The sequence below is a fragment of the Rhodobacter maris genome (genome assembly GCF_900217815.1).
Lineage (GTDB): Bacteria > Pseudomonadota > Alphaproteobacteria > Rhodobacterales > Rhodobacteraceae > Rhodobacter > Rhodobacter maris.
Genome location: NZ_OBMT01000001.1, coordinates 761,790 through 775,646 on the forward strand (window position 1 = coordinate 761,790; position 13,857 = coordinate 775,646).

The 13,857-nt window shown below is 65.5% G+C and carries 14 protein-coding genes; 7 read left to right on the forward strand and 7 right to left on the reverse strand.

Annotation, left to right across the window (positions count from 1 at the left end; genetic code table 11):
* Window positions 1-26 precede the first annotated feature (26 nt).
* Window positions 27-785, forward strand: coding sequence for a TSUP family transporter (locus tag CRO22_RS03690; RefSeq protein ID WP_097068719.1), 759 nt, complete (start codon window positions 27-29; stop codon window positions 783-785).
* Here the strand turns inward: CRO22_RS03690 and CRO22_RS03695 are convergent.
* Window positions 782-1,771, reverse strand: a complete 990-nt coding sequence (locus tag CRO22_RS03695; RefSeq protein ID WP_097068720.1) for an asparaginase — start codon at window positions 1,769-1,771, stop codon at window positions 782-784. The genes CRO22_RS03690 and CRO22_RS03695 overlap by 4 nt on opposite strands.
* Before the next feature lie 158 nt (window positions 1,772-1,929).
* Here CRO22_RS03695 and CRO22_RS03700 point away from each other — a divergent pair, with 158 nt between their 5' ends.
* On the forward strand, window positions 1,930-2,451 hold the full coding sequence (locus CRO22_RS03700; RefSeq protein ID WP_097068721.1) for an invasion associated locus B family protein: 522 nt from the start codon (window positions 1,930-1,932) through the stop codon (window positions 2,449-2,451).
* A gap of 107 nt (window positions 2,452-2,558) precedes the next feature.
* The gene (gene rlmN / locus CRO22_RS03705; protein WP_097068722.1) at window positions 2,559-3,740 is read left to right on the forward strand and encodes a 23S rRNA (adenine(2503)-C(2))-methyltransferase RlmN; all 1,182 of its coding nucleotides are present in this window, start codon (window positions 2,559-2,561) and stop codon (window positions 3,738-3,740) included.
* 4 nt (window positions 3,741-3,744) lie between these two features.
* On the opposite strand, the gene CRO22_RS03710 is transcribed toward rlmN, so the two are convergent.
* Complete coding sequence (locus CRO22_RS03710; RefSeq protein ID WP_176518528.1) at window positions 3,745-5,319, reverse strand: ArnT family glycosyltransferase; 1,575 nt, start codon at window positions 5,317-5,319, stop codon at window positions 3,745-3,747.
* Window positions 5,312-6,136: an LOG family protein gene (locus CRO22_RS03715; protein WP_097068724.1), complete on the reverse strand. Its 825-nt coding sequence runs from the start codon at window positions 6,134-6,136 to the stop codon at window positions 5,312-5,314. Before CRO22_RS03715 ends, CRO22_RS03710 begins: the two co-directional genes overlap by 8 nt.
* A gap of 91 nt (window positions 6,137-6,227) precedes the next feature.
* On the opposite strand from CRO22_RS03715, the gene dapD reads away from it, so the two are divergent.
* From dapD to CRO22_RS03735, 4 genes are all read left to right on the forward strand, one after another.
* Window positions 6,228-7,055 carry a 2,3,4,5-tetrahydropyridine-2,6-dicarboxylate N-succinyltransferase gene (gene dapD, locus CRO22_RS03720; RefSeq protein WP_097068725.1) on the forward strand — a complete coding sequence of 276 codons (828 nt, stop codon included), beginning with the start codon at window positions 6,228-6,230 and terminating at the stop codon, window positions 7,053-7,055.
* Between the two features lie 3 nt (window positions 7,056-7,058).
* Entirely contained in the window at window positions 7,059-7,328 is a 270-nt protein-coding gene (locus CRO22_RS03725; protein WP_097068726.1) for a hypothetical protein, read from the forward strand.
* Window positions 7,325-7,678: a hypothetical protein gene (locus tag CRO22_RS03730; protein ID WP_097068727.1), complete on the forward strand. Its 354-nt coding sequence runs from the start codon at window positions 7,325-7,327 to the stop codon at window positions 7,676-7,678. Before CRO22_RS03725 ends, CRO22_RS03730 begins: the two co-directional genes overlap by 4 nt.
* A gap of 88 nt (window positions 7,679-7,766) precedes the next feature.
* Window positions 7,767-9,023 carry a lytic murein transglycosylase gene (locus CRO22_RS03735; protein ID WP_097068728.1) on the forward strand — a complete coding sequence of 419 codons (1,257 nt, stop codon included), beginning with the start codon at window positions 7,767-7,769 and terminating at the stop codon, window positions 9,021-9,023.
* Here CRO22_RS03735 and CRO22_RS03740 read toward each other — a convergent pair.
* The 4 genes from CRO22_RS03740 to ade all read right to left on the reverse strand — a co-directional run bounded on the left by CRO22_RS03740 (window position 9,020) and on the right by ade (window position 13,783).
* Window positions 9,020-9,898 (reverse strand): DMT family transporter, encoded by an 879-nt coding sequence (locus tag CRO22_RS03740; RefSeq protein ID WP_097068729.1) that lies wholly within the window; start codon window positions 9,896-9,898, stop codon window positions 9,020-9,022. The genes CRO22_RS03735 and CRO22_RS03740 overlap by 4 nt on opposite strands.
* Before the next feature lie 177 nt (window positions 9,899-10,075).
* Complete coding sequence (locus tag CRO22_RS03745; protein ID WP_097068730.1) at window positions 10,076-10,363, reverse strand: HU family DNA-binding protein; 288 nt, start codon at window positions 10,361-10,363, stop codon at window positions 10,076-10,078.
* A 145-nt stretch (window positions 10,364-10,508) separates the two neighbouring features.
* The gene (locus tag CRO22_RS03750; protein WP_097068731.1) at window positions 10,509-11,984 is read right to left on the reverse strand and encodes an AMP nucleosidase; all 1,476 of its coding nucleotides are present in this window, start codon (window positions 11,982-11,984) and stop codon (window positions 10,509-10,511) included.
* Window positions 11,981-13,783 (reverse strand): adenine deaminase, encoded by a 1,803-nt coding sequence (ade, locus tag CRO22_RS03755; protein WP_176518529.1) that lies wholly within the window; start codon window positions 13,781-13,783, stop codon window positions 11,981-11,983. The genes CRO22_RS03750 and ade overlap by 4 nt, the downstream gene beginning before the upstream one ends.
* Between the last annotated feature and the right edge of the window lie 74 nt (window positions 13,784-13,857).

The window sequence follows — 13,857 nt, forward strand, 5'->3', positions numbered from 1 at the left end:
TGAAGGGGCGCTTTGCCGGAGGTGCCATGTTCGAAGTCTCGCTCGATCTTGCCGCGATGCTCATTGTCGCGGGGTTTGCCGCGGGCTTCGTCGATTCGATTGCCGGGGGGGGCGGGCTGATCACCCTGCCGGTGCTGTTGCTCGCGGGGGCAACGCCTTTGCAGGCGCTTTCCACCAACAAGGTGCAAGGCGTTTTTGGCGCGGCCACGGCGGCGCTCACCTATGCTGCCAAGGGGCAGGTGAACCTGCGCCGCCAGATCGGCGCGGCCTCGCTGGCCTTTATTGCCGGGCTCGGGGGCGCCTTTCTCGTCTCGGTGCTGCCAACGGAAGCCCTTCGCCGCATCCTCCCCTTCGTGCTGATCGCGATCGCTGCCTTCTTTGCCCTGCGCAAGGGGCTCGATGACACCGACCGGGCCGAACGGATCAGGCCCGCCGCCTTCACTGCTTTCGTGGTGCCCTTCATCGGCTTTTATGACGGGTTGATCGGCCCCGGCGCGGGCGCCTTTTACATGATCGGCTTTGTCATGCTGGCGGGCTATGGCGTGCTCAAGGCCACGGCGCATACGAAGCTTTTGAACTTCGCCTCGAACCTCGGCGGGCTCGTCGCCTTTGCCGCGACCGGCGCGCCCTGGTGGGTGATGGGCCTCGCGATGGGGCTCGCGCAGATCGCGGGGGCCAGCCTTGGCGCAAGGCTCGCGATGCGCAAGGGCGCAAAGCTGATCAAGCCGCTCCTCGTGCTCACCTCGACGGCGCTCGCGCTGCGGCTGATCTGGCAGATGCTCTAGCAAAACCCCGCGGCGCGGCGCATGCCGCCTGTGGCAAGGCCCCGCCAGTTGCGTTGCACCGGCGGCAAGAGCTCCGCCACCACCGGATGATCGGGCGCGAGCGCGCCCAGATGCACGAGAACCGCGGTGATCGCCGCTTCCGAGGCGCGGGTGGCGCCATCCGAAATCTTCAGCGCGATGCCGCGTTTTTGTTCAGGCAGAATGGCAACGAACACGCCTTCGGCGCCGGTCTTCACCGCGACCTTGCCGCCCGTGGCGCGCATCAGCTTGGTGCAGGCGCGCCCCTCCCCCGCGACCATCTCGGGGAAGACGCGCATCGCGGCGGCAAGCCGCGCGGCCGCCGCCTCGCGGATCGTCCCCTCGGGGTTTGCGGCCGCGAAAAACTGCATCGCGCGGGCAAGCGCCCCGACGCTGCAGGCAAAATTCGGCGCCGAGCAACCGTCGATGCCCCAGCCCGCCACCTCGGCCCCGGTCACGTCTTCAAACGCCGCGCGCACCGCAAGCTGCACCGGATGGTCGATCTCGACATAGTCCGGCCCGGCTTTCAGATGCTTGTTGAGCGTAAGGAAGCCGGAATGCTTGCCCGAACAATTGTTATGGATCTGGCAGGGCTTCTCTTCGGTGCAGGTGAAATGGCGAAACGCCTCCGGGTCGCGCGGCACATGCGCGCCGCAGCGCAGATCGGGCTCGCCCAGCCCCAGCGCAGAAAGCCACTCCGTCACCGCCTCGGCATGGAGTTTTGCGCCCGAATGGCTGGCACAGGAGAGCGCGAGCTGGCGCGGGCTCAGCCCCGCCGCATCCGCCGCACCGCTCTCTACCAGCGGCAGCGCCTGAATCATCTTGCACGAGGAGCGCGGGAAGATCACCGCCTGCCCGTCCCCCCAGACCCATTCCGGCCCACCCGGCCCCCAGACCACCGCATGACCGGCATGCACGCTCTCAAGCAACCCGCCGCGCCAGAGTTCGATCATCGCCTGCGCCGTCATTTGCCCCTCCGGATGCGCGGAAACCCGCCGGAGGGGCTTTTCCCGACCGGCACTTTTGCGTTATCTCTCGCGTATCGAGTTGAAATAGGTTCCGCCAGAGGGAAAAAGGGCAAAAGCCCACGGGCGGACAGAGGCATCAGACGGCTGGAGGCTGTTCCATGAAGACGAACCTTACGAGCGTCGCTGCAATTCTTGCCGCGGCGCTGGCACTTTCCCCTGCCGCGCAAGCGCAGGAAAGCTCGAACCGGGTGGCGGCGGAAACCGACTGGAGCGTTTTCGTCGAGAACAGCCCCAAGGAATGCTGGGGCGTGGTGCCGCCGAAGAAGACGGTGAACACCAAGGATGGCAAGCCGGTGCAGGTGCGCCGCTCCGAGATCCTTCTTTTCGTCACCCATCGCCCTGAAAAGGCGCCCGAGGTGATGTTCATGGGCGGCTATCCGTTCGAGAAAGGCTCGACGGTAGAGCTGAAGGTCTCGACCGGGCAGTCGTTCAACCTCTTCACCGATGGCGAAGGTGCCTGGGCCGCGCCGGGCGAGGATGCCAAGATCATCGCCGCGATGAAGGCGGGCGCGGATGTGACGCTCTCGGGCCATTCGGCGCGCGGCACCTATACCGCGGACACGTTCTCGCTGATGGGCTTTACCGCGGCGATGGATGAGGCCGCCAAGCGCTGCAAGTAATCGCGCCAACGATCACCTGAGCCCCGGTTCGCCGGGGCTTTTGCATTTATGCTACCGTTTGGCGCGCGAATCCCCTATATGCACGGCTTCCCAACCCCGGACGCGCCATGACCGACCTGCCCACCCCCATCACGCAAGACGTGCTGACCCTGCCGCGCAAGCTGCCCGAGGGCGGCAAGATCAACCTCGTGGGGCTCACCCGCGAGGAGCTGCGCGACGCACTCATTGCCGCGGGCACGCCCGAGCGGCAGGCAAAGATGCGGGTCGGGCAGGTCTGGCAATGGATCTACCATTGGGGCGTGCGCGAGTTTGCGGCGATGACGAACCTTGCCAAGGATTATCGCGCGCTGCTCGAGGCGCATTTCGAGATTGCGCTGCCTGAAGTGGTGACCTGTCAGGTGTCGATGGATGGCACGCGCAAATACCTTCTGCGCATCGCGGGCGGCCATGAGGTCGAGGCGGTCTATATCCCCGAGGAAAACCGCGGCACGCTGTGCATCTCAAGCCAGGTCGGCTGCACGCTCACCTGTTCGTTCTGCCACACCGGCACGCAAAAGCTGGTGCGCAACCTTACTGCGGGCGAGATCGTCGGTCAGGTGATGGTGGCGCGCGATGATCTGGGCGAATGGCCCCAACCCGGCGCGCCGAAAGACGAGACACGGCTCATTTCCAACGTCGTGCTGATGGGCATGGGCGAGCCGCTCTACAACTTCGAGAACGTGCGCAATGCGATGAAAGTGGTGATGGACGGCGAGGGGCTGACGCTCTCGCGCCGCCGGATCACGCTCTCCACCTCGGGCGTGGTGCCCGAGATTGCCCGCGCCGCCGAGGAGATCGGCTGCCTGCTCGCCGTCTCCTTCCATGCCACGACGGATGCGGTGCGCGACAAGCTCGTGCCGATCAACAAGCGCTGGAACATCGCCACGCTGCTTGACACGCTGCGCGACTATCCGCGGCTGTCAAACTCCGAGCGGATCACGTTTGAATATGTGATGCTCAAGGGCGTGAATGACAGCGATGAGGATGCGCGCCGGCTGGTGAAGCTGATCCGCGGCATTCCGGCAAAAATCAACCTCATTCCGTTCAACGAATGGCCCGGCTCGCCCTATCAGCGCAGCGACTGGGAGCGGATCGAGGCCTTTGCCGATATCGTCTACAAGGCAGGCTATGCCGCGCCGATCCGCACGCCGCGGGGCGAGGACATCATGGCCGCCTGCGGGCAGCTGAAATCCGCCACCGAACGGGCGCGCAAATCCGCGGCGCAGATCGCCGCGGAAACCGGGCTCTGACGCCTCACTCCGCCCGCCACAGGCACCAATCGTGACCATAGAAGAACCGCACCTCGGCCGCGGTTTTCTCAAGCGTGGGCACATCGCGGCATTCCGCGACGAGGAGCCCGCCCGGATGCGCGGCCAGCCATTGGGGCGCCTCTTCGGCGGTGAGCACATCGACCTTGCGGGTCAGCCGCCCCTCGAAGCCGAATTCGGAATTGTAGCGCCCGGTCACCGAGGCAAGGCCCGCCGCCTCATGCGCGGCCATCTCGCGCGCAATCGGCGCGCTGTCGTAAGATGTGCCAAGGCCCGTGGTCGCGATCAAGCCAAGCCCGCCGAGCATAAGCCCCAGCCCCGCCACGGAAAGCCCCGCTGCGCGTGGCAACGCCCAGACGAGCGCGGCCAATAGCACGCAAAAGAGCAAAAACCAGATGGGGGCGACCAGCGGGTGCAGAAGCTCCGCCGTGCGCGCATCGCCCGCGCCGAGCGCCACCGCGAGGGGCACAAGGCCCGCCAGCAGCAAAAGCCCCAGAACCGGCGCCTCTGCCCAGCCGCCGCGCCGGTCGGCACCGCCCGACGCAAGGAGTGCGCGGGCCGCGATCAGCGCGAAGGCAGGGAGTTCGGGCACGAGGTAATGCAGTTGCTTGCCCGAAATCAGCGAGAAGAGGAAAAGCCCCGCCCCCGCCTGCACCGCCATCAGCCGCAGCGCGCGATCGGAAAACCGCAGCCGCACCGCACCGCGCCAAAGGCCGGGCGACCAGATCCACGGGAAGAGCAGCACCGGCAGCATGGCGACAACCCACCAGAAGGGCCGCGCATGGGCAAAGCTCGCCACGGCGCGCCCCGCCGTTTGCTCCCACAAGATCATGTGGCGGTATTCTGCGCCGCCGGTGATCGCCGCGGGCAAAACCCAGAGCGCGATCACACAGAGCGCCACAGCGAGCGCAAGGCCCGCCCCGCGCAGCGCCTCGCGCGCCGAAGGGCGGGCGGCAGGGTCGGCCCAGAGCGGCGCGGCCAACAGCGCGGGCGCGAGGTGAAAGAGGATCACCGGCCCCTTGGCGAGCACGCCAAAGGCAAGCGCAAGGCCAAAGCCGCCCCAGGCGCGCCGGTTCACCCCGGGTGCCTTCATCGCAGAAACGAGCGCCCAGAGCCCGGCGAGCGTGGCGCAAGCCAGAAGCGTGTCGAACATCAGCGCCCCGCCAAAGGCGGCGAAGACGGTGAGGCCGGCCAACACCACCGCCGCCATCGCCCCGGTTGCGTTGTCCCAGAGCCGGCGCCCAAGCGCCCATGTGCCCGCAAGCGTCAAAAGCGCAAAGAACGGCCCGACAAGGCGGCCCGCAAAGCCGCTCACCTCGCCTGCCAGCGTCCAGACAAGATTGATCAGCCAGAAGAGAAGCGGCGGCTTGTCGGTGTAAAGCTCGAAGTTTTTCAGCGGCAGGAACCAGCTGCCCTCAAGCCGCATCTCGCGCGCCACGTCGATGTAGCGGGTCTCGTCGATCGGCAGGAGCGGGCGTAAAGCCACGCCCGCCACCGCCACCGCTGCGAAGGCGAGGATCACCATCCCGGCGCGCAGGCCCGCCTTCCGCGCCTCACGCATGGCCATTCGTCCAGTTGGCGATGATCTCCACCGCGTCCTCGGCCGTCTCGACAAAACTCACCAACTCCAGATCCTCGCGCGCGATCGTGCCAGCCTCGGCCAGCATCTCCCAGTTGACCACATTTTTCCAGAAATCGACCCCGAAGAGGATCAGCGGAATCCGCTTCATCCGCCGGGTCTGAATGAGGGTCAGCGTTTCGAACATTTCATCAAGCGTGCCAAAGCCACCCGGGAACACGCAGACTGCCTTTGCGCGCATCAGGAAATGCATCTTGCGAATGGCAAAGTAGTGGAAGTTGAAGCACAGATCGGGCGTCACATAGGCATTTGGCGCCTGCTCGTGCGGCAGCACGATATTGAGCCCGATCGACTGGCCCCCCGCCTCATGCGCGCCGCGGTTGCCCGCCTCCATCACCCCCGGCCCGCCGCCGGTGCAGATGACATATTCGCGCCCGTAAGCCGCCATCGAGCGCTCGGTCATCATCCGCGCGAAACTGAGCGCCTCGTCGTAATAGCGGCTCAGCTCCGCCAGCGCCGGGGTCTTGGCCGTGTCCTTATGTGCAGGGTCGGGGATGCGCGCACCGCCGAACATCACCACAGTGCTCTCCACCCCGCGCTCGTCCATGATCAGTTGCGGCTTGAGAAGTTCGAGCTGCAACCGCACCGGGCGCAGCTCCTCACGCATCATGAAACCTTCATCCGCATAGGCCAGCCGGTAGGCGGGAGCACGGGCCTGCGGTGTATCCGGCAAATCGCGGGCGGCGCGCGCATCCTGGATGCTGTCGCGGAACGGATGGGAACGGCTGTCGTCTTTCATGCTCGGGCTCATTGCGCGAAGGGCTTTCCCCAACTATAGGGGGAAAACCCTGAATGCCACCTGAAAGAACCTCAGAGAGGAGCCTCTGCCGATGTCGAATGCTGTGCTCGAAGCTGCGATCGAAGCCGCCTGGGAGGCGCGCGATACCATTACGCCGCAATCCAAGGGCGAAGCCCGCGAGGCAATCGAGGCCACGCTCGAAGCGCTCGACAAGGGCGTGCTGCGGGTGGCCGAAAAGCAGGCCGACGGCAACTGGCATGTGAACCAGTGGGCGAAAAAGGCGGTGCTCCTGGGCTTCCGGCTGAAAGACATGGAAATGCAGCCCGGCGGGCCGCAAGACAGCAGCTGGTGGGACAAGGTCGACAGCAAATTCAAGGGCTGGGGCGAGGCGGAATGGAAAGCCGCGGGTTTCCGCGCCGTGCCGCACTGCATCGTGCGCCGCTCGGCCTATATCGCGAAGGGCGCGGTGCTGATGCCCTCCTTCGTCAACCTCGGCGCCTATGTCGACGAAGGCACGATGGTCGACACCTGGGCCACGGTGGGGAGCTGCGCGCAGATCGGCAAACATGTCCACCTTTCGGGTGGCGTTGGCATTGGCGGCGTGCTCGAGCCGATGCAGGCCGGTCCGACGATCATCGAGGACAATTGCTTCATCGGCGCGCGTTCCGAAGTGGTCGAGGGCTGCATTGTGCGCGAGGGCTCGGTGCTCGGCATGGGCGTCTTCATCGGCAAATCGACGAAGATCGTCGATCGTGAAACCGGCGAAGTGATGTATGGCGAAGTGCCGCCCTATTCGGTGGTGGTGGCGGGGTCGATGCCCACCAAGGGCGGCATCAACCTTTACTGCGCGGTGATCGTGAAACGGGTCGATGCGCAGACCCGCTCGAAAACCGGCATCAACGAGCTGTTGCGGGACTGAGCCATGATCCTGTCGCTGGTGGGAAAGATCCGCGATGCGGTGAACGGGACAGAGCTGCCGCATAATGTGCGCGGGCTCTTGATGGTGGCCGATCTGGTGATGATCGCCGCCTTTCAGGTCTGGGGGATCGGCAAGATGTCGGCGATGGCGGCTGCGGCCGGGCCCGGGGAATGGATCCCGGGGGCTGCTTTTGTCGCCTATATCGTCGTGTTTCTCTGGCTTGCGCTGACGGCGCTGCGTTCGTCGCGCCGGCCGATGCGGAGGCAGGCATGAGCGAGACCCCGGACGGGCCGGAAAAGCCGAAGCGGCCGCAGAAGGTTTACACCCTCCTTGTCGAGGTGGGGCGCTGCGCCAATGACGGGCTGCCCAAGGGCGCAACCGGGGCGGGGCTTTTGTGCTATGCTTCCGGCGTCGACGAGGCGGAGGCCGTGCGCGAGACCGTGGCGATTTTGAAACAGGCCGAGCTCGCGCCGCTCGATGTGACCGGCTACGGCACGCTTGAGGAGCGCGAAAAGGCGGGCGACGAAATCGGCGACGAGGAAAAGGCGTTGATGGACCGCGCTCTGGCTGAAAACTCCGTGATCGTCGCGCAGATGACACCCTTTTACGACGAGAAGGGCTAGCAACGCCCCGCCTGCCCGGCCTGGCGCGGTTTGCGCGGGGGCCAGGCCATGCTAGACTGTGGCAAAACAACGAACAGTCGGGCAGGTCATGAAACGCGCAATCAAACCTCTTCTGATCACCTTTCTCGCCGCTTCGGCGCTCGCCGCCTGCGGCGGGCCGCTGACCGGCGGCCCCGGAGCCGAGATGAGCGAAGCCATCCCCCCTGTTGACGCGGCCACGCAAAAGGGGCTCGACGACTGGATCGCCGATTTCAGGCCGCGCGCGATGGCGGCGGGCATCACCGAGGCGACCTGGGACCGCACGATGCGCCACGTTCCCTACAACCCGAAAGTGATCGAGCGGGACCGGTTTCAGGCCGAATTCTCCAAGCCGATCTGGGATTATCTCGACAGCGCCGCCTCCGATGAGCGCATCGCCGACGGGCGGCGGATGCTCGCCACGCATGACCGGCTCTTGCGCGAGATCGAAGCGCGCTACGGCGTCGAGAAAGAGGTCGTGGTCGCGGTCTGGGGGATGGAATCGCGCTACGGCTCGCATCGCGGCGATGTGCTCCTGATCCCGGCGCTGGCCACGCTTGCCCATGACGGCCGCCGCGGCGCCTTTTTCGAAGGGCAGCTGATCGGGGCGCTGAAAATCATCCAGTCGGGCGATGTCGATGCCGCGCATATGACCGGCTCCTGGGCGGGCGCGATGGGGCATACGCAGTTCATCCCGACCTCCTACCTTGCCTTTGCGGTCGATTTCGACGGTGATGGCAAGCGCGACATCTGGTCGGACAACCCCGCCGATGCGCTGGCCTCGACCGCCGCCTATCTTGCGCGCTCGGGCTGGTCCAAGGGCCAGCCCTGGGGGGTGGAAGTCACCTTGCCCGCGGGGTTCAACCTTGGACTTGCCGGCAAGAGCATCACGAAATCGCCCGCCGACTGGGCGGCGCTTGGCGTGCGCGCGGCCGCGGGCGGCCCGGTGCCCAATTACGGCGCCGCGTCCATCCTGCTGCCCGCGGGGGCAAACGGCCCGGCCCTGATGATTTTCGGCAATTTCCGCGCGATCTCGCGCTACAACAATGCCGATGCCTATGTGATCGGCGTGGGCCACCTCTCCGACCGGCTCAGGGGCGGCGGGCCCTTCCGCACCCCCTGGCCACGCGAGGGCCGCGCGCTCACCGAGGCGGAAAAGATCGAGGTGCAGGAACGCCTCACCGCTGCGGGCTATGACACGCAGGGCCATGATGGGCTGATTGGCCCCAATACGATTGCCGCCGTCGCCGCCTGGCAACGCGCGCATGGGATCCCGGCGGATGGCTGGGTGACGCAGAAGCTGCTTGAGGCTTTGCGGGGCGGTTAAGCGCCGAGCTTTGGCGGTTGTTTCGAGAGCTGCACGGCAAGGATGCCCGCGGCGATCACCGCGACGCCCGCGAGGTCAAGCCAACCGAGCCGTTCGCCCAGCACCAGCGCGGCAATCGCCACCCCGAAGAACGGGTTGAGAAAGTGAAAGGTCGCGGCCTTGACCGCGCCGATCCGCGCCACGAGCCGGAACCAGACCCAGGTGGCGAGCAGGCCGGGAATGAGCGTGGTATAGAGGAAGGCAAGGGTGAGGCGGGTGGTGGGCACCACGTGCCATGGTTCGGTGAGCGCGGAAACCAGCGCGAGCGAGATCGCGCCGACAAACATCTGCAGCCCCACGATCATCAGCACATTGCCCTTTGAAGCCGCGCCGCGAACGCTCAGCGTGGCGACAGAAAGCGCGAAGGCGGCGATGAGGCACAGCGCAAGGCCCGTCGGATCGACGCCGCCCGAGAGCCGCGCCCCCATGATGATGGCCACCCCCACCACGCCCGCAAAAAGCCCGGCAAGACCGAGCGGGCGGATGGTGTCGCCAAAGACCACGCGACCCATTAGCGCCACCATGAGCGGCATCGTCGAGGCGATGATCGAGGCGACCGAGGCCTGCACCCATTGCATCGCCACGAAATTGAGCCCGAGATAGAGCGCGTTCTGGCACAGCCCGAAAATCAGCGTGGCGCGCCATTGCGCCGGGCTCAGCCGCCAGCTTTGCCCCAGCGCCAATGCAAGGCCGACGCCCACCGCGCCAGAGACCAGAAACCGCGCCGAAAGCGCCAGCAAAGGCGGCGCCTCGGCCACGATCATCCGCGCCGAGGTGAAAGCGGAGGACCACATCAGCGCAAAGGCGAGCCCCATCAGAATGGCGCGAATATCCATGTATTCCTTGTCCTTCAGGGCGATTTCGAACAGTCGAACCGGATTTGCCGCCTCGAGCAAGAAATAACCTGTATGCGATACAGGTTTTCAGCATTCGGATCGTGCGGGCCAACAAAAAGGCCGCCCTGCCGGTGCAGGACGGCCCGAACCCTGTAGGCCCCGGTGCGAGGCGAAGGATCAGACGTTGACGCTGTCCTTGAGCGCTTTCGCGATCGTGACCTTCACTTGTTTGTCGGCCGGTTTCATCATCGTGTCGCCGGTGGCCGGGTTGCGCACCATGCGCTCCGGGCGGGCCTTGCAGGAGACCTTGCCAATCCCCGGCAGCGTCACGGAGCCGCCAGCCGCCACTTCCTTCGTCACGACGTCAGCGATGGCATCGAGCGCAGCGGTGGCGGTTTTCTTGTCCGAGCCCATGGCATCGGCGAGTGCGGCCACCAGCTGGGTCTTGGTCATCGGTTTCGACATGGGATATCCTCTCATAAGCCCCTTATGACGGGGCTGATCTGACCGTTTTGAACGGCTTGGTGCGCTCTCTAACACACGGTTTTTTTCAACAAGGCAAGCCTTTTCGGGGACTCTGGCGGTTTTTCGCCCCGGCGCGGACGAGGGGTCACAGGAAGGCGGTCTCTTCGAAGGAGCGCAGCTTCCGGCTGTGGATTCGCTCCAGCGGCATGTCGCGCAACTTTTCCATCGCCCGCACGCCGATCAGCAAGTGGTTGGCCACCTGCGTGCGGTAGAACTCCGTTGCCATGCCGGGGAGCTTCAGCTCGCCATGAAGCGGCTTGTCCGAGACGCAAAGCAGCGTGCCGTAGGGCACCCGGAAGCGGAACCCGTTCGCCGCAATGGTGGCGCTTTCCATGTCAAGCGCGATGGCGCGGCTCTGGCTGAGCCTTTGCACCGGGCCGGATTGGTCGCGCAACTCCCAGTTGCGGTTGTCGATCGTCGCCACGGTGCCGGTGCGCATGATCCGCTTGAGCTCATAGCCCTCAAGCCGGGTGATCTCTGCCACCGCCTCTTGCAGCGCCACCTGCACCTCCGCCAAGGCCGGGATCGGCACCCAGATCGGCAGGTCGTCATCGAGCACGTGATCCTCGCGCAGGTAGGCATGCGCGAGCACGAAATCGCCAAGGCTTTGCGAATTGCGCAGCCCCGCGCAATGCCCCACCATCAACCACGCATGGGGACGCAGAACGGCAATATGATCGGTTGCCGTTTTCGCATTGGAGGGGCCGACGCCAATGTTGACGAGCGTGATCCCGTTCCCGTCGGGCCGCTTGAGATGATAGGTCGGCATCTGCGGCAACTTGGCGAGCGCGGGGATCGGTGCATCGGGCGCGGTGATCTCGTGGTTGCCCGGCGCCACGAAGCTCGTGTAGCCCTGCGCCGGGTCGGCGAGCATCCGCCGCGCCACCACCTCGAATTCATCGACATAGAACTGGTAGTTGGTGAAGAGGACGTGGTTTTGGAAATGCTCGGGCTGGGTGGCCGTGTAATGAGCGAGCCGGGCCAGCGAGTAATCCACCCTTTGCGCGGTGAAGGGGGCCAGATGGCCTGAGCCGTCGGCATGAAGCCCCGCCGTGCCGTTGACGATGTCGTCGTTCATCGAGGCGAGCGCGGGCACGTCGAACACGTCGCGGAGCGAAATGCCCAAAGCGCCTTCCTGCGGCACCATCACGCCGGGTTGACCTGCCACGGCAAAATGCACCGGAATGGGCGTTGTCGAGGGGCCGATGCGCACCGGTGCATCATGGTTGCGCATCAAAAGGCCAATCTGCTGCGTCAGATAGTTGCGGAACAGATCGGGGCGCGTGATCGTGGCCGAATAGGTGCCCGGCTCGGAGACATGGCCAAAGCTGAGGCGGCTGTCCCCCTTTTTGTGCGAGCCGACCGTGAGCCGCACCTCCGGGTAAAAGGCGCGATACCGCGCCGAAGCGGCGCCCGTTTCCAGCACGGCATTGAACTTTTCGAGCAGGAACCCCGTCGCCTCGGCATAAAGCGCCTCAAGCCGGGCCACGGCCGCGGCGGCATCGGTGAAATATTCCGGGTCGGTGTGCGGAGAGGTCTGGATCGTCAGCGGATCGGTCATTCGAAAAGCTCGGTCAGTTGGAATTTGGTCACGTCGACAAGGCCGAGATCGGAGATGCGGATCTCCGGGATCACGACCAGCGCCAGCAACGAATGTTGCATATAGGCGTTGTTGAGCGCGCATCCACAGTCTGCCATCGCCGCGACCATGTTTGCGGCCCGTGCGGCCACCTCGGCCGCCGGGTCGTCCGACATCAGCCCGGCGATGGGGAGTGGCACGGCGGCGATCTCGGCCCCATCCTTGAAGACGGAGATCCCGCCACCCATTTCCCCCAGGCGGTTCGCCACTGCCGCCATGCTCTCGCGGTCAGTGCCCACCACGATCATGTGGTGGCTGTCATGGGCGACGGTGGAGCCGATCGCCATCCGGCCCTTGTAGCCAAAGCCCGAGACGAAGCCATTGACCACCTGCCCCGTGCCGCGGTGCCGCTCGACCAGCGCGATCTGCGCCACGTCTTGCGCTTCATCGGGCTGGGCGAGGCCATCGGCGACAGAAAGCTCCCGCACCAACGCCTTCGTCGGCGCCTGATTCTCCACCACGCCGATCACCTTGGCGGTAACGGTATTCGCGCCCTCGGGCGCATGGATGGCAAAATCCTCCGCCGTCAGATGCTTGCCCAGATGAACGGTCTCGCGCGCATGCGCGGGCCAGTCATAATGGGGGCAAGGCACTTTCAGCACGCCCGCCTCGGCCACCACCTGACCGCGCGCGACGACAATCTCGACCGGAAGCGCGGCAAGGTCGGAGGTCAGGATCACATCTGCCCGCCGCCCCGGCGCGATCGAGCCAAGCTCGCGTTCGAGCCCAAAATGCGCCGCCGTGTTCACCGTGCACATCTGCAAGGCAATCAGCGGATCACAGCCGCAGGCAACCGCATGACGATAGGCGCGGTTCATATGCCCCTCGTGCACCAGCGTGCCGGAATGGCAATCATCGGTGCACAGGATGAAATTGCGCGGATCGAGCCCCTTTTCGGTCACCGCGGTGATCTGGCTTTCCACGTCATACCAGGCCGAGCCGAGCCGCAGCATCGCCCGCATCCCCTGCCGCACACGCGCCACCGCATCGGCCTCGCAGGTGCCCTCATGGTCATCCGCCGGCCCGCCCGCCGCATAGGCGCGGAAAGGTGCGCCAAGATCGGGCGAGGCATAATGCCCGCCCACGGTCTTGCTCGCATTCTGCACGGCAGCAATCTCGGCGAGCATCTTGGCATCGGCGTTGATCACGCCCGGAAAGTTCATCATCTCGCCGAGCCCGATGATGCCGGGCCAGGCCATCGCCTCGGCCACATCCTCGGGGGTGATCTCGAACCCCGTGGTCTCGAGCCCCGGCGCGGAGGGCGCGCAGGAGGGCATCTGCGTGAAGATATTGACGGGCTGCAACTGCGCCTCGTCATGCATCATCCGCACGCCCGCAAGGCCGAGCACATTGGCGATCTCATGCGGGTCGGTGAACATTGTGGTCGTGCCATGCGGGATCACCGCGGCGGCAAATTCGGCAGGCGTGAGCATGCCGGATTCGATATGCATATGCGCATCGCACAGCCCCGGCAGCATGTAGCGGCCCGCGGCCTCGATCACCACGGTCTCGGGGCCAATTGAGGCCGAAAGATCCGGCGCAATGGCGGCGAAGCGCCCTTCGGCAATCGCGATGTCAAAGCCCTCGAGCACCTCGCGGCTTTGCACATTGACCCATTTGCCTTGCCGGATCACCATCTCGGCGGGGGCGCGGCCAGCGGCAACCGCCACCAGACGCGGCGCGGCTTCAGGCCATGATTTCAGTGGTTTCATCTGTTCCATGCCACAGGGTGCCACTGCTTCTTGCGCTTCGCAAGTGACGAGGTGATGACTAGGGGAATGCATAAGGGGAACGA